General features: G+C 68.8%; 18 protein-coding genes. 8 read left to right on the plus strand and 10 right to left on the minus strand.

Annotation, left to right across the window (positions count from 1 at the left end; all coding sequences use genetic code 11):
• The first annotated feature begins 34 nt into the window (after nt 1-34).
• Nucleotides 35-985 carry an FAD-dependent oxidoreductase gene (locus tag W7U_RS11505; protein ID WP_008258080.1) on the plus strand — a complete coding sequence of 317 codons (951 nt, stop codon included), beginning with the start codon at nt 35-37 and terminating at the stop codon, nt 983-985.
• A gap of 14 nt (nt 986-999) precedes the next feature.
• Here the strand turns inward: W7U_RS11505 and W7U_RS25585 are convergent, their stop codons facing one another.
• On the minus strand, nt 1,000-1,425 hold the full coding sequence (locus W7U_RS25585; protein ID WP_241767548.1) for a hypothetical protein: 426 nt from the start codon (nt 1,423-1,425) through the stop codon (nt 1,000-1,002).
• A 133-nt stretch (nt 1,426-1,558) separates the two neighbouring features.
• Here W7U_RS25585 and W7U_RS11510 point away from each other — a divergent pair, with 133 nt between their 5' ends.
• Entirely contained in the window at nt 1,559-2,092 is a 534-nt protein-coding gene (locus W7U_RS11510) for a YetF domain-containing protein (RefSeq protein ID WP_008258089.1), read from the plus strand.
• On the opposite strand, the gene W7U_RS11515 is transcribed toward W7U_RS11510, so the two are convergent.
• Genes W7U_RS11515 through W7U_RS11545 form a run of 7 tightly spaced genes read right to left on the minus strand, consistent with a single transcriptional unit; the run spans nt 2,082 to nt 8,433 of the window.
• The gene (locus tag W7U_RS11515) at nt 2,082-2,429 is read right to left on the minus strand and encodes a metal-sulfur cluster assembly factor (RefSeq protein WP_008258091.1); all 348 of its coding nucleotides are present in this window, start codon (nt 2,427-2,429) and stop codon (nt 2,082-2,084) included. The two genes, W7U_RS11510 and W7U_RS11515, sit on opposite strands and share 11 nt — an antisense overlap.
• Nucleotides 2,404-2,904, minus strand: coding sequence for a Fe-S cluster assembly sulfur transfer protein SufU (gene sufU, locus W7U_RS11520; RefSeq protein ID WP_008258092.1), 501 nt, complete (start codon nt 2,902-2,904; stop codon nt 2,404-2,406). The genes W7U_RS11515 and sufU overlap by 26 nt, the downstream gene beginning before the upstream one ends.
• The gene (locus tag W7U_RS11525) at nt 2,901-4,217 is read right to left on the minus strand and encodes a cysteine desulfurase (protein ID WP_008258093.1); all 1,317 of its coding nucleotides are present in this window, start codon (nt 4,215-4,217) and stop codon (nt 2,901-2,903) included. The genes sufU and W7U_RS11525 overlap by 4 nt, the downstream gene beginning before the upstream one ends.
• Before the next feature lies 1 nt (nt 4,218).
• The gene (sufC, locus tag W7U_RS11530) at nt 4,219-4,992 is read right to left on the minus strand and encodes a Fe-S cluster assembly ATPase SufC (RefSeq protein WP_008258094.1); all 774 of its coding nucleotides are present in this window, start codon (nt 4,990-4,992) and stop codon (nt 4,219-4,221) included.
• Nucleotides 4,992-6,176 carry a Fe-S cluster assembly protein SufD gene (sufD, locus tag W7U_RS11535; protein WP_008258095.1) on the minus strand — a complete coding sequence of 395 codons (1,185 nt, stop codon included), beginning with the start codon at nt 6,174-6,176 and terminating at the stop codon, nt 4,992-4,994. Before sufD ends, sufC begins: the two co-directional genes overlap by 1 nt.
• Nucleotides 6,176-7,624: a Fe-S cluster assembly protein SufB gene (gene sufB, locus W7U_RS11540; RefSeq protein ID WP_008258096.1), complete on the minus strand. Its 1,449-nt coding sequence runs from the start codon at nt 7,622-7,624 to the stop codon at nt 6,176-6,178. Before sufB ends, sufD begins: the two co-directional genes overlap by 1 nt.
• Nucleotides 7,621-8,433: a metalloregulator ArsR/SmtB family transcription factor gene (locus W7U_RS11545; protein WP_085976837.1), complete on the minus strand. Its 813-nt coding sequence runs from the start codon at nt 8,431-8,433 to the stop codon at nt 7,621-7,623. Before W7U_RS11545 ends, sufB begins: the two co-directional genes overlap by 4 nt.
• A gap of 51 nt (nt 8,434-8,484) precedes the next feature.
• Between W7U_RS11545 and mptB the strand changes: the two genes are divergently transcribed.
• The 4 genes from mptB (at nt 8,485) to W7U_RS11565 (ending at nt 12,939) form a co-directional block, all read left to right on the plus strand.
• A complete protein-coding gene (gene mptB, locus W7U_RS11550) occupies nt 8,485-10,194 on the plus strand; it encodes a polyprenol phosphomannose-dependent alpha 1,6 mannosyltransferase MptB (protein WP_277813565.1) in 1,710 nt (569 codons plus the stop codon).
• Nucleotides 10,191-11,150, plus strand: a complete 960-nt coding sequence (locus W7U_RS11555; protein WP_008258099.1) for an ABC transporter ATP-binding protein — start codon at nt 10,191-10,193, stop codon at nt 11,148-11,150. Before mptB ends, W7U_RS11555 begins: the two co-directional genes overlap by 4 nt.
• Entirely contained in the window at nt 11,147-11,923 is a 777-nt protein-coding gene (locus W7U_RS11560) for an ABC transporter permease (protein WP_036429002.1), read from the plus strand. The genes W7U_RS11555 and W7U_RS11560 overlap by 4 nt, the downstream gene beginning before the upstream one ends.
• Before the next feature lie 86 nt (nt 11,924-12,009).
• Nucleotides 12,010-12,939, plus strand: coding sequence for a heme A synthase (locus tag W7U_RS11565; RefSeq protein WP_170320599.1), 930 nt, complete (start codon nt 12,010-12,012; stop codon nt 12,937-12,939).
• On the opposite strand, the gene W7U_RS11570 is transcribed toward W7U_RS11565, so the two are convergent.
• Nucleotides 12,889-13,539, minus strand: coding sequence for a hypothetical protein (locus W7U_RS11570; protein WP_036429004.1), 651 nt, complete (start codon nt 13,537-13,539; stop codon nt 12,889-12,891). The two genes, W7U_RS11565 and W7U_RS11570, sit on opposite strands and share 51 nt — an antisense overlap.
• 19 nt (nt 13,540-13,558) lie before the next feature.
• Here W7U_RS11570 and W7U_RS11575 point away from each other — a divergent pair, with 19 nt between their 5' ends.
• Nucleotides 13,559-14,533 carry a quinone oxidoreductase gene (locus W7U_RS11575; protein ID WP_008258103.1) on the plus strand — a complete coding sequence of 325 codons (975 nt, stop codon included), beginning with the start codon at nt 13,559-13,561 and terminating at the stop codon, nt 14,531-14,533.
• A 277-nt stretch (nt 14,534-14,810) separates the two neighbouring features.
• Here W7U_RS11575 and W7U_RS11580 read toward each other — a convergent pair whose 3' ends face one another.
• A complete protein-coding gene (locus W7U_RS11580; protein ID WP_008258105.1) occupies nt 14,811-15,737 on the minus strand; it encodes a heme o synthase in 927 nt (308 codons plus the stop codon).
• A gap of 255 nt (nt 15,738-15,992) precedes the next feature.
• On the opposite strand from W7U_RS11580, the gene tkt reads away from it, so the two are divergent.
• Nucleotides 15,993-18,092 (plus strand): transketolase, encoded by a 2,100-nt coding sequence (tkt, locus tag W7U_RS11585; RefSeq protein WP_008258107.1) that lies wholly within the window; start codon nt 15,993-15,995, stop codon nt 18,090-18,092.
• Nucleotides 18,093-18,107: the final 15 nt, after the last annotated feature.

Consider the following 18,107-nt stretch of genomic DNA (forward strand, 5'->3'; position numbering starts at 1 on the left):
ACCTTTTAGCACGTTTCTCCCGTCCGCTCCCGCAGTGCCGGCACCGGCCCGCATCCATGACGTCGTCATCGTCGGATCGGGCCCGGCGGGGTACACCGCAGGCATCTATGCGGCGCGAGCGCAGCTCGACACGGTGCTGATCGAAGGGACTTCGCGTGGCGGGGCGCTGATGACCACCACGGTCGTCGAGAACTATCCAGGCTTCCGCGAGGGCACCAGCGGGCCACTTCTCGTACAGGACATGTGTGCCCAGGCCAAACGGTTCGGCGCCCAGCTGCGCCCCGACGATGTCGATGATTTCCGGCTAGACGGTGGCGTCAAGACCGTGGCGGCGGCCGGAAAGGTCTGGCGTTCCCGCGCCGTCATCCTCGCCATGGGTTCGGCCCCGCGGGCCCTTGGCATCCCCGGCGAGAAGAGGCTATGGGGCCGAGGCGTCAGTACCACCGCCAAGGATGCCGGGTTGATGTTGCGCGGCAAGGATGTCGCCGTCGTCGGCGGAGGGGACGCCGCCATGGAGGAGGCGCTCTTCCTGACGGGGATCGCGCACAGCATCACCATCATTCATCACCGCGATACCTTTCGCGCATCGCCGCTCACGACCGCTCGGGTGCGCGCGCACGACAAGGTCACCGTCCTGACCAACACCTCGGTCCTCGCCGTCCAAGGGCGGCGGTGGGTGACTGGCCTGCGGCTGCGACAGCACGTGGACGGCGCCGAGCGCGATCTGCCGGTTTCCGCGGTGATCGTGGCCATCGGGCACGGCCCTCGTTCGGAGCTGCTCGGGGGCATCGTCGATCTCGATCCCCACGGGTATGTCCTCACTCGAGAAGGGACCAGCCGCACCTCGGTCGACGGCGTATTCGCCGCCGGCGACCTGGTTGACCGCCGCTACCGGCAGGCCATCACCGCGGCCGCCAGCGGTTGCGCATCCTCCCTCGACGCCGAACGCTGGTTAGCGAAATCTGCTCTGACACAGTGCCGGTGACACCGGGGGCCGGGCTAAAGCATCACCACGACCTGCAGAATATCGGTGGCAGATCGGATCGGTCTATCGCAGGACGGGCATCGAGCGACGCGCCGGGACAGCCGCCGCGCGGGACTCGCGGGGTGTAGCTCCCGTGCGGTGCACTCGGCCGTGTACTCCAACGCATCGAGATGGTCCGCGCACACGAAACCGCAGGCATTGCCATCCTCGTCACAATCGTCGCGTTTGCAGTAACCGACCATGTGAAACTCCACATACGCCGCCGCCGGGCGCGCACACCGAAAACCGTTGTCGAGGAACGCCAGCTGACACTGTGGCGAGAAATCGAGATGTTCGATGCCGCAGGGAGTGGCGATCGGGCTGTGCGTCCGAACCGGGGAGTTTGTGATCGCGGCGGTGGATCTCGGCGCGACATCCTGGGCCTCCGCAGGTCTGCTCATACAGTGAGCGTGACGCGCGGCGGGGTTAACCGTCATCACCCCCGCCGTTCATTCACCCGGGTGACTGGCGGTGAAGGGTGATGACAGTTCACAACGGTTGGGGCCAGGCTCACTACCTGGAACGGAGGCACGCGTGGACCGAATATTTCATGCCCTGATCGGCGACTCGGCCGGTGTCACCGGTGCCGCCATCAAATCCTCGACGCTGTTCCTCACCGCCGCGGTCCTGTTTCGCTTCACGGAGCGGCGCACCCTCGCCGAATTCGCGCCCTTCGACTGGATCGCCGCGGTCGCCGCGGGCGCCATCGTCGGCAGGGCCGCCACCGCCAGTGACGCGTCGTGGCTCAGCGCAACCACGGCGCTGATCTGCCTCCTGGTCACCCACGCAGTGTTGGCACGATTGCGCTTCATTCCGGGGGTTCGACGGTTCATCGATCCACCGCTGAAAGTGCTGATCCGCGACGGGAAGGTAGACCGACGCAATCTGCGCCAATGCGGGTTGACCGCAGCCGACCTGGAGGCCGTGTTACGCCTGCACGGCCACCCCAACGCCGACTGCATCAATCTCGCGATCTTCGAGGCCAAAGGCGCCATTTCCGTTCTGCGCAAAGACGATGACTGCAGAGCGGCGCGAGATTCGAGTCGATACCGAAGTTCTAGACCGTGAAGCCCAGGGCGCGCAGTTGCTCGCGCCCGTCGTCGGTGATCTTGTCCGGGCCCCATGGCGGGTTCCACACCCAGTTGATCTTCAGCTCGTCGACCAAGCCGGCGCCGACGAGCGCGCTGCGCGACTGGTCCTCGATGACGTCCTGCAACGGGCAGGCCGCCGAGGTGAGCGTCATGTCGATCAACGCCACCGGGCCCATCTCGCCGTGCTCGACCTCCAAGCCGTACACCAGGCCCAGATCCATGACGTTGATGCCGAGTTCGGGGTCGACAACGTCATGCATCGCTTCCTCGACATCGGCGAGCAACTCGTCATGCGGTGTGGTGGTCTCGCTCATCTGTAACCTCCTCGAGGTCTGGTTCTTGTCGTGAGTAAGCCTGTGCCAGCGCGTCTTTGCATGCCATCCACCCCAGCAGCGCGCATTTCACCCGGGCCGGGTATTTGGCCACCCCGGCGAACGCGACCCCGTCGCCGAGCACGTCCTCGTCGCCCTCGATGGTGCCGCGGGAGGACACCATCTCGGTGAACGCGGTGATGGTCTTGAGGGCATCGCCGACACTTTGACCGATCACCTGCTGGGTGAGGACCGAGGTGGCCGCCTGGCTGATCGAGCAGCCCTGCCCGTCATACGACACGTCGGCGACGGTTTCGCCGTCCTCGGACAGCGCGACGCGCAGGGTGACCTCGTCACCGCAGACCGGGTTGACGTGGAACACCTCGGCGCCGAACGGCTCCCGCAGCCCGCGGTGCTGCGGGTGCTTGTAGTGATCGAGGATCACGTCCTGATACATCTGTTCGAGGCGCAAGGTCATTCTCTCCCAACCCATGGCGACGACCCGGTGCCCCCGGCTTCGCCGCGCTTGCGATCGCCGACGAAGAAATCCAGCGCGCGGCGCACGCCCGTCACCAATCGCTCGACCTCTTCGGCGGTGTTGTACACCGCGAAGGACGCCCGGGCGGTGGCCGCCAGCCCGAACCGGCGATGCAGCGGCAGCGCGCAGTGGTGCCCCACGCGCACCGCGACGCCGTCGTCGTCGAGGACCTGCCCGACGTCGTGCGCGTGCACGCCGTCGACGACGAATGACACCGGAGAACCACGGTTTTCCAGTGTGGTGGGCCCGACGATCCGCACACCCTCGATCCCGGACAGGCCCTCGAGGGCGGCGGCGACCAGCCCCCGTTCGTGCGCCTCGACGGCGTCCATGCCGATGCCGCCGAGATAGCGGGCGGCCGCGGCCAGCCCGACCACCTGGGACGTCATCGGGGTGCCGGCCTCGAAACGCTGCGGTGGCGCGGCGTAGGTGGAGGCGTCCATGGCGACGTTCTCGATCATCGAGCCGCCGGTGAGGAATGGCGGCATCGCCGACAACAACTCCCCGCGTCCGTACAGCACGCCGATCCCGTTGGGGCCCAGCATTTTGTGGCCGGAGAAGGCGGCGAAGTCGACGTCGAGCGCGTGGAAGTCGACCGGGCGGTGCGGCACCGACTGGCAGGCGTCCAGCACGGTGAGCGCGCCGACGGCTTTGGCGCGGGAGACCAGTTCGCCCACCGGCGCGAGCGCGCCGGTGACATTGGAATGATGGCTGAAGGCAACGACTTTGACCCGCTCGTCGAGCTCCAGCGAGTCCAGGTCGATGCGGCCCTCGCCGGAGATCCCGTACCACTGCAGCGTGGCACCGGTGCGGCGGGCCAGTTCCTGCCAGGGGACCAGGTTGGCGTGGTGCTCGAGCTCGGTCGTGACGATGACGTCGCCGGGGCCGACGGCACGCTCAAACCGGTTGTCGCCCAGCACATAGGAGACCAGGTTGAGCGCCTCGGTGGCGTTCTTGGTGAAGATCAGCTCGTGCGCGTCCGCGCCGACGAACGCCGCGATGTCGGCGCGGCCCTGCTCGTAGGCGTCGGTGGCCTCCTCCATCAGCTGGTGCGCACCACGATGCACGCCCCCGTTGGACGTCAGCAGAAACTCGCGCTCGGCGTCGAGCACCTGCAGCGGCCGCTGGGCCGTCGCCCCGGAGTCCAGATACGCCAACTGATTTCCGCCGCGCATGACGCGCTTGAGGATCGGGAAGTCGGCACGGATCGCCGCGAGATCGAGAGCGGAAGCCGCTGCATCACGCCGAGTCATGTCAGGCCTTCGCAGACGCCGCCTGCACGAAGCGCTCGTAACCGTGCTCCTCGAGCTGGTCGGCCAATTCCGGGCCGCCGGCTTCGACGATGCGCCCGCCGACGAACACGTGGACGAACTGCGGCTGGATGTAGCGCAGGATGCGCGTGTAGTGCGTGATCAGCAGAACGCCGCCATGCTCGGCTTCGGCGTAGCGATTCACACCCTCACTGACCACCCGCAGCGCGTCGACGTCCAGGCCGGAGTCGGTCTCGTCCAGGATGGCGATCTTGGGCTTGAGCAGCGACAGCTGAAGAATCTCGTGGCGCTTCTTCTCACCGCCGGAAAAGCCTTCGTTCACACTGCGTTCGGAGAACGCCGGGTCGATTCCCAGGTCGTCCATCGCGGCCTTGACTTCCTTGACCCAGTGCCGCAACTTCGGCGCCTCGCCGCGCACGGCGGTGGCGGCCGAGCGCAGGAAGTTCGACATGGACACCCCGGTCACCTCGATCGGGTACTGCATCGCGAGAAACAGCCCGGCCCGGGCGCGTTCGTCGACGCTCATCGCCAGCACGTCCTGGCCGTCCAGCGTGATCGATCCGGACGTCACCTCGTACTTCGGGTGCCCGGCGATGGCGTAGGACAGCGTGGACTTGCCGGATCCGTTGGGACCCATCAGCGCATGCGTCTCCCCCGACTTCACCGTGAGGTCGACGCCCTTGAGGATTCCGATGGCGTCGGCCTCGTTGGTGCGCGCGACGCTGACGTGTAAGTCCTTGATTTCGAGCGTGGTCATCAGTTCTTGTTTCCTTCGGTCAGCTCAAGCTCGTGTTCGATCGCCTCGGTCAGGCGCTCGCGCACGGCGGGCACGGCGATCTTTTGGATGATCTCGGCGAAGAAGCCGCGCACGATCAATCGGCGGGCCTGGTCTTCGGGGATGCCGCGGGCCCGTAGGTAAAACACCTGCTCGTCGTCGAATCGCCCTGTGGCACTGGCGTGTCCGGCGCCGACGATCTCACCGGTCTCGATCTCGAGGTTGGGCACCGAATCGGCGCGGGCGCCGTCGGTGAGGATCAGATTGCGGTTGGTTTCGAAGGTGTCGGTGCCGGTCGCCTCGGCGCGGATCAGCACGTCGCCGACCCAGACGGCGTGTGCGTCCGGACGGTCGGATTCCGGATCCGCTTGCAGCGCACCCTTGTACAGCACGTCCGAGCGGCAATTGGGGTGAGCGTGGTCGACGAGCAGCCGGGATTCGATGTGCTGGCCGTCATCGGCGAAGTAGGTGCCGAGCAGTTGAGCGTCGCCGCCGGCGGCGGTGAACCGCACCGTCGTCGAGGTGCGCACCAAGTCTCCCCCGAGCGTCACGTTGACGTGGCCGAGCACCGAATCCTTGCCCAGCCGTGCGTGATGCGCGCTGACGTTGACCATGTCGTCCGCCCAGTCGGCGATCCAGATCACCCCGAGCGCCGCCGAGTCTGAAACAATGATCTCGACGTTGTCGGCGTAGGTTCCGCTGCCGCGCAGGTCGACGACCACGATGGCCCGCGCGAGTTCCTCGACGCGGATCTGCAGATGCCCGTAGGCGACCGCGCCCTCGCCCGGCCCGTCCACCACGATCTCGATGGGCTTGGCGACCTCGGTGTCACGCGCCACGGTCACCACGGTCGCGGAGTTGAACGACGAGAAAGCCTGAGCCGCAACGCGATCGGTGGGAACGCCGCCCTGGCCCAGCCGCTCGTCGCCCCGACGCACGACTTCGGTGCGCACACCCGGCTGTTCGGTGACGGTGATCTGCGCCTTGCCGGTGGCATGCGCCGAACCGTCGTGCAGGCCGCGCAGCCGGCGCAACGGGGTGAAGCGCCAGATTTCGTCGCGGCCGTGCGGGACCTCGAACGCGTCCACGTCGAAGGAGGAGAACAGCTCCCCCTTGTTCAGCGCGGTAAGCGACGACCCCTCGACCGCTTCGGTCAGATTCGTCACTAGCCGACCGCGCCTTCCATCTGGAGCTCGATCAGGCGGTTGAGCTCCAGCGCGTACTCCATCGGCAGCTCTTTGGCGATCGGCTCGACGAAGCCGCGCACCACCATCGCCATCGCCTCGTCCTCGGTCAGGCCGCGGCTCATCAGGTAGAAGAGCTGGTCCTCGCTGACCTTGGACACGGTGGCCTCGTGCCCCATCGTGACGTCGTCCTCGCGGATGTCGACATACGGATAGGTGTCGCTGCGGCTGATCGTATCGACCAGCAGCGCATCGCATTTCACGCTGGAGCGTGATCCGTGGGCGCCCTTGTTCACCTGCACCAGGCCGCGATACGAGGCGCGGCCCCCGCCGCGCGCCACCGACTTGGACACGATGTTGCTCGACGTGTTGGGCGCCAGGTGCAACATCTTGGCGCCGGTGTCCTGGTGCTGGTCTTCGCCGGCGAAGGCCACCGAGAGCACCTCGCCCTTGGCGTACTCGCCGGTCATCCAGACCGCCGGGTACTTCATGGTGACCTTGGATCCGATGTTGCCATCGACCCACTCCATCGTCGCGCCGGCCTCGGCGCGGGCGCGCTTGGTGACCAGGTTGTAGACGTTGCTCGACCAGTTCTGAATCGTCGTGTAGCGAACGCGCGCATTGGGTTTGACGATGATCTCGACGACGGCCGAGTGCAGCGAGTCCGATTTGTAGATCGGCGCGGTGCAGCCCTCGACGTAGTGCACGTACGAACCCTCGTCGGCGATGATCAGCGTCCGCTCGAACTGGCCCATGTTCTCGGTGTTGATCCGGAAGTAGGCCTGCAGCGGGATGTCGACGTGCACGCCCGGTGGGACGTAGATGAACGAGCCGCCGCTCCACACCGCGGTGTTGAGCGCGGAGAACTTGTTGTCCCCCGCCGGGATCACGGTGCCGAAGTACTCCTGGAAGATCTCGGGGTGCTCGCGCAGGCCGGTGTCGGTGTCGACGAAGATGACGCCCTGGGCCTCGAGGTCCTCGCGGATCTGGTGGTAGACCACCTCGGACTCGTACTGCGCCGCCACGCCACCGACCAGGCGCTGCTTCTCCGCCTCGGGGATGCCCAGCCGGTCGTAGGTGTTGCGGATGTCCTCGGGCAGGTCATCCCAGGTCGCCGCCTGCTTTTCGGTGGAGCGCACGAAGTACTTGATGTTCTCGAAGTCGATGCCCTCCAGGTTCGAGCCCCACGTCGGCATCGGCTTGCGCTCGAAGATGCGCAGCGCCTTGAGCCGGGCCTGCAGCATCCACTCGGGCTCGCTCTTCTTCTCGGAGATGTCGCGGACCACCGCCTCGGACAGCCCCCGCTGGGCACTGGCGCCCGCGACGTCGGAGTCGGCCCAGCCGTAGCCGTACCGCCCCAGGGAGGCGATCGCCTCTTCCTGGGTCAGCGGCGCGGTAGCCGTCTTGCTGGCCTCGGGTGTGAGTGTCATCGAGACGCTCCTTTGATGCTCGTGGTGTCGGTCATGTGGCGCGGGCTGGGCGCCGTACTTGAAGCCTTGCTCTGCGTCAGCGGGACGTGCGTGGTGCAGGCGCAGTCGCCGTTGACGATGGTCGCCAACCGCTGGACATGGGTGCCCAGCACCTCGGCCATCGCCTGCTGTTCGGCCTCGCACAGCTCGGGGAATTCCTCGGCGACATGCGAGACCGGGCAGTGGTGCTGGCAGATCTGCACGCCGTGAATCGGCCCGCCGACCTGGGTGGTGCTGGCGACATAGCCGGCCTTGGTCAGCGCGGTGGCGATCCGTTCGGCGGCCGCCTCGACGTCGTCGTCCGCCGCGCTGTCTGCCGCGGTGACCTCGGTCAAGATGGCGTCGATCCGTTGCCGGGCGAACGCCTGAACCGCCTCTTCGCCGCCGATCTCGCGAAGCTGCCGCATGGCCGCCGCCGCCAGGTCGTCGTAGGCGTGGTCGAGCTTGGCCCGACCGCCGGCGGTCAACCGGTAGCGCTTCGCGGGACGCCCGCGCCCCGCCTGCTGCCATGCCGCGGGGGCCGTGGCCTCGGCATCGCCGGCCTCGATCAGGGCGTCGAGGTGCCGGCGCACACCGGCGGCCGCCAGGCCCAGCCGGTCACCGATCTCGCCCGCGGTGATCGTTCCGGATTCCAGCAGCAGGCGCACGATGGCGCGGCGGGTGTGACGATCCGAGCTCGCAGCGCCGACGTCGGGCGCGACGACGCCATCGGGGCTGGTTCGGATTTTCACAACACCAGTGTGACGCAATTCCGACGATCGGTCTAGCAAGGGTCCCCTGCCCTGGCGTTGCGCTGGTCACACCGCCGGACGGCTACGCTGCTGAAGATGTCAGCCCGCCACCACACGCTGAGCTCGTCGATCGCGAGTCTGCACGGCGACGAGCAGGCGGTGGGTACGCCGCTGAACGATACCGAGCTGACCTCGCTCCGCCGCATCCGCCTGTTCGGCGCCAGCGGCACGATGCTGATGGCGATCGGCGCGCTGGGCGCCGGGGCGCGGCCCGTCGTGCAGGACCCGACGTTCGGGGTGCGGCTGCTCAACCTGCCGTCGCGCATCCAGACCGTGTCGTTGACGATGACGACCACGGGCGCGGTCATGATGGCGCTGGCCTGGCTGATGCTCGGCCGGTTCGCGCTGGGCAACCGGCGGATGTCGCGCGGTGACCTGGACCGCACCCTGCTGCTGTGGGTGCTGCCGCTGCTGATCGCCCCACCGATGTACAGCAAGGACGTCTACTCCTACCTGGCGCAGAGCCAGATCTCCCTGGAGGGACTCGACCCGTACCGGGTCGGCCCGGCCTCCGGGCTGGGCCTGTCCCACATCTTCACCCTGTCCGTGCCGACGCTGTGGCGCGAGACGCCCGCGCCCTACGGCCCGCTGTTTCTGTGGATGGGGCGCGGCATTTCGGCGATCACCGGGGAGAACATCGTCGCGGCCGTGCTGTGCCACCGGCTCGTCGAGCTGCTCGGCGTCGCACTGATCGTGTGGGCGACGCCCCGGCTGGCCCGGCGCTGTGGCGTCGCCGAGGTCAGCGCGCTGTGGCTGGGCGCGGCCAATCCGCTGCTGATCATGCATCTGGTGGCCGGCGTGCACAACGAGGCGCTGATGCTGGGCCTGATGCTGGCGGGCGCCGAATTCGCGCTGCGCGGTGTCGACACCCCGCGCCTGCTGCCGCGCTCCCTCAAGCCGGGTCCCGACTGGGAACCGCTGGGCATGCTGGTGGCCGGCGCCGTCCTGATCACGCTGTCGTCGCAGGTGAAGCTGCCGTCGCTGCTGGCGCTGGGCTTCGTCACGATGGCCCTGGCCTACCGGCGGGGAGGAAACCTGCGCGCCCTGCTGTTGACCGGGGGCGGCATGGCGGCCCTGTCGCTGGCGGTGATGGCCGTCGTGGGCTGGGCCAGCGGCCTGGGCTTCGGCTGGATCTACACGCTGGGCACCGCGAACGTGGTGCGCAGCTGGATGTCGCCCCCGACGCTGCTGGCGCTCGGCACCGGGCAGGTGGGCATCCTGCTGGGCCTGGGCGATCACACCACCGCGGTGTTGGGACTGACCCGTGCGATCGGTGTGCTGATCATCACGGTCATGGTGGCGTGGCTGCTGCTGGCCGTCTTCCGCGGCCGGTTGCACCCGATCGGCGGCCTCGGCGTCGCGCTGGGCATCTGCGTGCTGCTGTTCCCGGTCGTTCAGCCCTGGTATCTGCTGTGGGCGATCATCCCGCTGGCCTGCTGGGCCACCCGCACCGGCTTCCGGGTGGCGGCGATCGTTATCAGCCTCGTCGTCGGCATCTTCGGCCCGACCGCCAACGGCGACCGGTTCGCGCTGTTCCAGATCGTGGACGCCACCTTGGCCAGCACCGTCATCGTGGTGCTGCTCATCGCGCTGACCTACACCCGGTTGCCCTGGCGGCCCCCGCCGGCGCCGGCCCGGGAAACCGACCCCCGACCGGCCGCCGACCCGTCATCGCCCGCGCAACCTGCCCCGACCCCGCGGCCGCCGCCGACCCATGACGCCTACGCTGATTCCACGTGAGCCGCGCCGACGACGTCCGCGAATCCCGCGAATCCCCCGAAACTGTCGTGCGGCTGCACGGCGTGAGCAAGCACTACGGATCCACCACAGCGGTCTCCGATCTCGACCTGGAAGTGCACGCCGCCGAGGTGCTGGCCCTGCTCGGGCCCAACGGCGCCGGTAAGACCACGACGGTCGAGATGTGCGAGGGCTTCGTGCGCCCGGACGCCGGCACCATCGAGGTGCTCGGCCTGGACCCGATCGCCGACAACGCGCGGCTGCGGGCGCGGATCGGCGTGATGCTGCAGGGCGGCGGCGGGTACCCGGCGGCCCGCGCCGGCGAGATGCTCGACCTGGTGGCCGCCTACGCGGCCGATCCGCTGGACCCGGCCTGGCTGCTGGACATCCTGGGCCTCACCGACGCCGCGCGCACCACCTACCGGCGGCTCTCCGGCGGGCAACAGCAACGGCTCGCGCTGGCGTGCGCGCTGGTCGGCCGGCCCGAATTGGTGTTCCTCGACGAGCCCACGGCGGGCATGGACGCCCACGCGCGGCTGCTGGTGTGGGAGCTGATCGACGCGCTGCGCCGCGACGGCGTGACGGTCCTGCTGACCACCCACCAGCTCAAGGAGGCCGAGGAACTCGCCGACCGGATCGTCATCATCGACAACGGGGCGACGGTCGCCTCGGGCACGCCCACGGAGCTGATGCGCAGCGGGGCCAAGGACCAGTTGCGGTTCAGCGCGCCGCCACGGCTCGACCTCTCCCTATTGTCCGCGGCGCTGCCCGAGGACTACAAAGCCACCGAGGTGACGCCGGGCGAGTACCTGGTCGAGGGCCCGGTCGACCCGCAGGTGCTCGCGACGGTCACGGCGTGGTGTGCCCGGATCGACGTGCTGGCCACCGACATGCGCGTCGAGCAACGCAGCCTCGAGGACGTGTTCCTCGACCTCACCGGCAGGAAGTTGCGGCCATGAGCGAATCACCTTTCCCCGCAGGCACTTTCGCGCCCGACCCGCGCCCCAGCACGGTGCCTAAGATGCTGGCCGCGCAGTTCGGTCTGGAGCTCAAGCTGCTGCTGCGCAACGGCGAACAACTGCTGCTGACCATGTTCATCCCGATCACGCTGCTGGTCGGGCTCACGCTGCTGCCGCTCGGCTCGTTCGGCCAGCACCGCGCCGCCACGTTCACCCCGGTCATCATGGCGCTGGCGGTGATCTCGACCGCGTTCACCGGGCAGGCGATCGCGGTCGCCTTCGACCGCCGCTACGGGGCTTTGAAACGGCTTGGCGCCACGCCACTTCCGGTGTGGGGCATCATCGCGGGCAAGTCCCTGGCCGTCGTCACGGTCGTGTTCTTGCAGGCAATCCTGTTGGGCGCCATCGGTTTTGCGCTGGGTTGGCGACCCGCGTTGCTCGCGTTGGCGTTGGGCGCGGGGGTCATCGCGCTCGGCACCGTGGTGTTCGCGGCCCTCGGCCTGTTGCTCGGCGGGACGCTGCGGGCCGAGATCGTGCTCGCGGTCGCCAACCTGATGTGGTTCGTCTTCGCCGGCCTGGGCGCGCTGACCGTGGAGACCGACATCATCCCGACGGGGGTGAAATGGGCGGCCCGGCTGACCCCGTCGGGCGCGCTGACCGAGGCGCTGTCCCAGGCGATGACCATGTCGGTGGACTGGTTCGGGGTGATCGTCCTGGCGGCCTGGGGCGCGCTGGGCGCGCTGAGCGCGCTGCGCTGGTTCCGGTTCACCTGACGACCGTTCGGCGACCCAGGGCGTACTACAACATGTAGTTTTCGGTGCCTTAGGATCGGGCCGTGCTCGGACGAACGCTGTTGCGGCTGGTGGACCTGCTCCCCAATCCCAGTCTGGGCGTCCAGCGGCTGATCGCCGCGGCCGTCATCCTGACCCAGGGCGGCATCGCCATCACCGGCGCGATCGTGCGCGTCACCGCCTCGGGGCTGGGCTGCCCCACCTGGCCGCAATGCTTTCCGGGCAGCTTCGTCCCGGTGGCCCACGCCGAGGTGCCGCGCATCCACCAGGCCGTCGAGTTCGGCAACCGGATGGTCACCTTCGCCGTGGTGATCACCGCGGCGTTGGCCGTGCTCGCGGTGACGCGGGCCCGCCGACGGCGCGAGGTCCTGGTGTATGCGTGGCTGATGCCGGTGTCGACCGTCGTCCAGGCGGTCATCGGCGGCATCACCGTGCGCACCGGGCTGCTGTGGTGGACGGTGGCCATCCACCTACTGACGTCGATGACGATGGTTTGGCTAGCGGTGCTGCTCTACGTCAAGATCGGCGAGCCCGACGACGGAGCCGTGCGCGTACTGATCCCCCCGCCGCTGCGCGCGCTGACCGCGCTCTCGGGCGTGAACCTGGCCGCGGTGCTGATCACCGGCACGCTGGTGACGGCCGCCGGCCCCCACGCGGGTGACCGCAGCGCCACCCGGACGGTGCCGCGACTCAAGGTCGAAGTCGCCACTTTGGTGCACGTGCACTCCTCGCTGCTGGTCGCCTACCTCGCGCTGGTCGTGGGCCTGGGCTTCGGGCTGCTGGCGGTGCGCGCCACCCGCCCCGTGCTGCGGCGGCTCGGCGTTCTGCTCGTCCTGCTGTGCGCGCAGGCCGCCGTCGGCACCGCCCAGTACTACACCGGCGTCCCGGCGGCGCTCGTCGCCCTGCACGTTGCGGGGGCCGCGGCGGCCACCGCCGCCACCGCGGCGCTATGGGCGTCGATGCGAGAACGGGCCGAGCCCGAGCCGCTCGCAGCCTGACTCGACCGCCACGGCGAACCGGCGCTGCGCGAGCTCGCGGGTGGCGGCGTCCACGTGCCGCCAACCCAGTTGCGGCGCAACGAGATCCAGCTTCACCAACCGGTCCCCCGCCACGTCGGCGCGCGCGTAGAGGAGCTCCCGCGCGCCGACCCCGGCGCGTTCGGCGGCCGCTGCCAGCGCGGCATAGACGAGGTCCCAGGACTCGAACTCCGGTTCGCCCGGCCAGGCGTGCGATCGCTCCCCGCCGAGAAAGATCAACGTCGAGCGGGCCGCCGCGCCAGGGTCAGTCGGGATCCCGTCGTCCGCGAGATCGCGCAGATAGCGCTCAGCGAAATTCCAGGCGATGGCGTCGGGCGGGTTGAGCAGGTGGCGCACCCGGCGGGTCCAGGCCAGGAATTCGTCGCGCCGGCCCGGCCCGACCGGGGCGGCCCGCAGGATCACCAGGTCGGCCTGGGCGGCCCCCGGGTCGTCCCAGGACAGCCACCGCGCGTGCAGGCCACGCCGGCGCAGCGCGGGCACCAGCCCCGCGTCGTCGGGGTCGTCGCCGGGCCCCGCCAGCACGATGCGGGGATGGAAGACGTCCGGACGAGCGAGCTTCATGCCCGGGCATGATAAGCACATGCACGCAATCGAAGTCAGCGAAACCGGCGGCCCCGAGGTGCTGCGCTACGTCGATACGCCGCAACCCTCCCCCGGCCCGGGCGAGGTGCTGATCGAGGCCGAGGCCATCGGCGTCAACTACATCGACACGTATTTCCGCTCGGGCCAGTACCCGCGCCAGCTGCCGTTCATCCTCGGCCAGGAGACGAGCGGCACGGTGGTGGACACCGGCGAGGGCGTCGAGGGGTTCACCGCCGGCGACCGGGTGGTCACCGCCACGGCTTCCGGCGGTTATGCCGAATATGCCACCGCCCCAGCGTCTTTCACCGCGTCGGTGCCCGACGGCGTTCCCGCCGACGTGGCGGCCTCGGCGCTGCTGAAGGGGCTGACCGCGCATTACCTGTTGAAGTCGGTGTATCCGGTGCAGGCCGGCGACACGGTGCTGGTGCACGCCGGCGCGGGCGGTGTCGGACTGATCCTGACGCAGTGGGCGCACCTGCTCGGCGCGCGGGTGATCACGACGGTCTCGACCCCGGAGAAGGCGCGGATGTCGGCGAAGGCCGGCGCCGACGAGGTGCTCTCCTACCCCGACGACGCCGACGAGTTCGGCGAGCGGATCCGGGCGTTGACCGACGGTGCCGGGGTGGCCGCGGTGTACGACGGCGTGGGCGCGACCACCTTCGACGCCAGCCTGGCCAGCCTGGCCGTGCGGGGCACGCTCGCGCTGTTCGGCGCGGCCAGCGGGCCCGTTCCGCCGTTCGATCCGCAGCGGCTCAATGCCGCCGGCTCCGTGTTTTTGACCCGGCCGTCGCTGGCGCACTTCGTCCGCACCGGGCAGGAATTCAGCTGGCGCGCAGAGGAATTGTTCGCCGCGATCGCCCGTGGCGACATCACCGTCGAGGTCGGCGGGCGTTACCCTCTGGCCGATGCCGCCCGCGCCCACGAGGACCTGCAGGGCCGCAAGACCACGGGCTCGATCGTGCTGGTGCCCTGAGGGCTGTCGAGTCACAGCGGCCACATTGGTTCGCCGCGGAAGGCATGGGCGTTTTGCCCACCTCCGAGCGACAACGCATCGCGGTGGGGTTGCCGTTACTAGGCGCGGTGGGGTTGCCCTTACGCGCCGTGGTGGGTTGCCGCTACCCGCCGTGGTGGGGTTGCGACAACTCGGGCCGGACGATTGTCGCGGGGAGGTGGGCATTCGCGGTCCACTCTCTCGGAGAGACTGGAGTGGCCCAAGTGACTGGCGGCGCCCGAGTGGCGGCCCCAGATCGTCAGAACAGGTGCGGCAGCCCGATGGCCGAGTCGATCGCCAACGCGCAGAACACCACCGCCAGGTAGTTGTTCGACTGCAGGAACAACCGCAGCGGCTTGACCGGCTCACCGACGCGCACCCCCGCGTACAGCTGGTGCGCCATCGCCAGGAACCACACCCCGGCCACCACGGCGACCGCCGCGTACAGCCAGCCCGTCGCCAGCGCCAGCGCCAGGGTGGACAGCACCGTCAGCCAGGTGTAGATCAGGATCTGCTTGGTCACCTGGCGCTCGGTCGCGACAGCCGGCAGCATCGGGACGCCCGCCGCTTTGTAGTCGTCCTTGTAGCGCATCGCCAGCGCCCAGGTGTGCGGCGGCGTCCAGAAGAAAATGATGGCGAACATCACCAAGGCGGGCCAGCCGATCGTGTTCGTCACGGCGGACCAACCGATCATCACCGGCATGCAGCCGGCCGCACCGCCCCACACGACGTTCTGCGAGGTGCGGCGCTTGAGCAGCAGTGTGTAAACGAACACATAGAACGCGATCGTCGCCAGGGCCAGCAGCCCCGACAGCAGGTTGGTCGTCCACCACAGCCAGAAGAACGACCCGACCGTCAGCACCAGCCCGAGCACCAGGGCGTTGCGGGTGGGCACCGCGGCCCTCGCCAGCGGCCGGCGCGCCGTGCGCTTCATCACCTTGTCGATGTCCGCGTCGGCCACGCAGTTCAGCGTGTTGGCGCCCCCGGCGGCCAGCATGCCGCCGATCAGGGTGTTGACGATCAGCAGCGGGTTGACCGTGCCGCGCTGCGCGAGCAGCATCGCCGGGATCGCGGTCACGAGCAGCAGCTCGATGACCCGCGGCTTGGTCAGCGCCAGGTACGCCAGCACCGTGCCTCGCACCCGGCTTGGCAATCGGCTCGGCGCGGCGCGCCCGCGAACGCTCACGCAATAACTCCTCGGGGTCGCAGCGGCGCGCAGCATCTACTACAGACGATGGTAGACCGAGTGGCGGCGATGCCCCGCCCGTGGGTCGGTTCCCGCAGACTTTTCCCAGTTTTCCGAACTGAATGTTAAGGGCTTTCGACGGGCGCGTAATTTTCTCACCTGCCGGCCGCGGGTACCCGAAATCCTGCTCTGCAAGAGCCGGCCCTCCCGCACTAGGGTGGGATTGATCAGCTCGATGACCCAAGGACTGAGTCTGTGACGACACTCGAAGAGATCTCCACGCTGACCCAACCGCACCTCCCGGACGACTGGTCCGAGCTCGACTCGGCCGCCGTCGACACCATTCGGGTGCTGGCGGCCGACGCGGTGCAAAAGGTCGGCAACGGCCACCCCGGGACGGCGATGAGCCTGGCCCCGCTGGCGTACACGCTGTTCCAGCGGACGATGCGCCACGACCCCAGCGACACCTACTGGCTGGGCCGCGACCGGTTCGTCCTGTCGTGCGGACACAGCAGCCTGACCCTGTACCTGCAGCTGTACCTGGGCGGTTTCGGCCTGGAGCTCTCCGACATCGAGTCGCTGCGCACCTGGGGATCCAAGACGCCCGGGCACCCGGAGTTCCGCCACACCAAGGGCGTTGAGATCACCACCGGTCCGCTCGGGCAGGGCCTGGCGTCCGCCGTCGGCATGGCGATGGCCGCCCGCTACGAGCGCGGCCTGTTCGACCCCGACGCCGCCCCGGGCACCAGCCCGTTCGATCACTTCATCTACGTGATCGCCTCCGACGGGGACATCGAAGAGGGCGTCACCTCGGAGGCCTCGTCGCTGGCGGCCGTCCAGCAACTGGGCAACCTCATCGTTTTCTATGACCACAACCAGATTTCGATCGAGGACGACACCAACATCGCGCTGTGTGAGGACACCGCCGCGCGCTACGAGGCCTACGGCTGGCACGTGCAGAGGGTCGAGGGCGGCGAGAACGTCGTGGGCATCGAGGAGGCCATCGCGGCCGCCCAGGCCGTCACCGACCGGCCGTCGTTCATCGAGCTGCGCACCATCATCGGCTATCCCGCGCCGAAGTTGATGAACACCGGTAAGGCGCACGGCGCGGCGCTGGGCGACGAGGAGGTCGCCGCCGTCAAGCAGATCCTCGGCTTCGACCCGGACAAGAACTTCGAGGTGCGCGACGAGGTGATCGCCCACACCCGCAAGCTGGTCGACCGCGGCAAGGAAGCGCACGAGAAGTGGCAGGCGGATTTCGACGCGTGGGTGCAGCGCGAGCCCGACCGCAAGGCGCTGCTGGACCGGTTGACCGCCGAGGAACTGCCCGACGGCTGGGACGCCGACATCCCGCACTGGGAGCCGGGTTCCAAGGAGCTGGCCACCCGGGCGGCCTCGGGCAAGGTGCTGTCCGCGGTGGGACCGAAACTGCCCGAGCTGTGGGGCGGCTCGGCCGACCTCGCGGGCAGCAACAACACCACCATGGATGGCGTGAAATCCTTTGGCCCGCCGTCCATTTCGACGAAGGACTACACCGCCGACTGGTACGGTCGCACGCTGCATTTCGGCGTTCGCGAGCACGCGATGGGTGCGATCCTGTCCGGCATCGTGCTGCACGGCCCCACCCGCGCGTACGGCGGCACGTTCCTGCAGTTCTCGGACTACATGCGGCCCGCGGTGCGGCTGGCCTCGCTGATGGACATCGACACCATCTACGTGTGGACGCACGACTCCATCGGGCTGGGCGAGGACGGCCCCACCCACCAGCCGATCGAGCACCTCGCGGCGTTGCGCGCCATTCCCAAGCTGTCGGTGGTGCGCCCGGCGGACGCCAACGAGACCGCGCACGCCTGGCGCACGATCCTGGCCCGTGGCAACGGCAGCGGCCCGGTGGGGCTGATCCTGACCCGCCAGGGCGTGCCGGTGCTCGAGGGCACCAGCGCCGAGGGGGTCGCCCGCGGCGGGTACATCCTGGGTTCGGACGGCGAGGAGGCCGGCCAGGACCCCGACGTGGTGCTGATCGCCACCGGCTCGGAGGTTCAGCTCGCCGTTAAGGCGCAGAAGTTGTTGGCGGACAAGGACATTGTGGCGCGGGTGGTCTCCATGCCGTGCGTCGAATGGTTCGAGTCCCAGCCCGACGACTACCGCGACAGCGTGCTGCCGCCGTCGGTGTCGGCACGGGTGGCCGTCGAGGCCGGCGTCGCGCAGAGCTGGCACAAGTTGGTCGGTGACACCGGGAAGATCGTTTCGATCGAGCACTACGGCGAATCCGCCGACTACAAGACCTTATTCCGTGAATTCGGCTTCACTGCCGAAGCCGTCGCTGCCGCCGCGGAACAAGTCGTGGATAACTGAGGAAAGGGTAATTCA

The organism is Mycobacterium sp. H4Y (assembly GCF_000364405.1).
GTDB classification, from domain to species: Bacteria; Actinomycetota; Actinomycetes; order Mycobacteriales; family Mycobacteriaceae; genus Mycobacterium; species Mycobacterium intracellulare.

Coding starts and splice junctions, on each gene's coding strand:
- sufC (WP_008258094.1), bottom strand. CDS start 4,992: ATGACCACGCTCGAAATCAAGGACTTACACGTCAGCGTCGCGCGCACC.
- W7U_RS11515 (WP_008258091.1), bottom strand. CDS start 2,429: ATGAGCGAGACCACCACACCGCATGACGAGTTGCTCGCCGATGTCGAG.
- sufU (WP_008258092.1), bottom strand. CDS start 2,904: ATGACCTTGCGCCTCGAACAGATGTATCAGGACGTGATCCTCGATCAC.
- W7U_RS11560 (WP_036429002.1), top strand. CDS start 11,147: ATGAGCGAATCACCTTTCCCCGCAGGCACTTTCGCGCCCGACCCGCGC.
- sufB (WP_008258096.1), bottom strand. CDS start 7,624: ATGACACTCACACCCGAGGCCAGCAAGACGGCTACCGCGCCGCTGACC.
- W7U_RS11570 (WP_036429004.1), bottom strand. CDS start 13,539: ATGAAGCTCGCTCGTCCGGACGTCTTCCATCCCCGCATCGTGCTGGCG.
- W7U_RS11575 (WP_008258103.1), top strand. CDS start 13,559: ATGCACGCAATCGAAGTCAGCGAAACCGGCGGCCCCGAGGTGCTGCGC.
- W7U_RS25585 (WP_241767548.1), bottom strand. CDS start 1,425: ATGAGCAGACCTGCGGAGGCCCAGGATGTCGCGCCGAGATCCACCGCC.
- W7U_RS11525 (WP_008258093.1), bottom strand. CDS start 4,217: ATGACTCGGCGTGATGCAGCGGCTTCCGCTCTCGATCTCGCGGCGATC.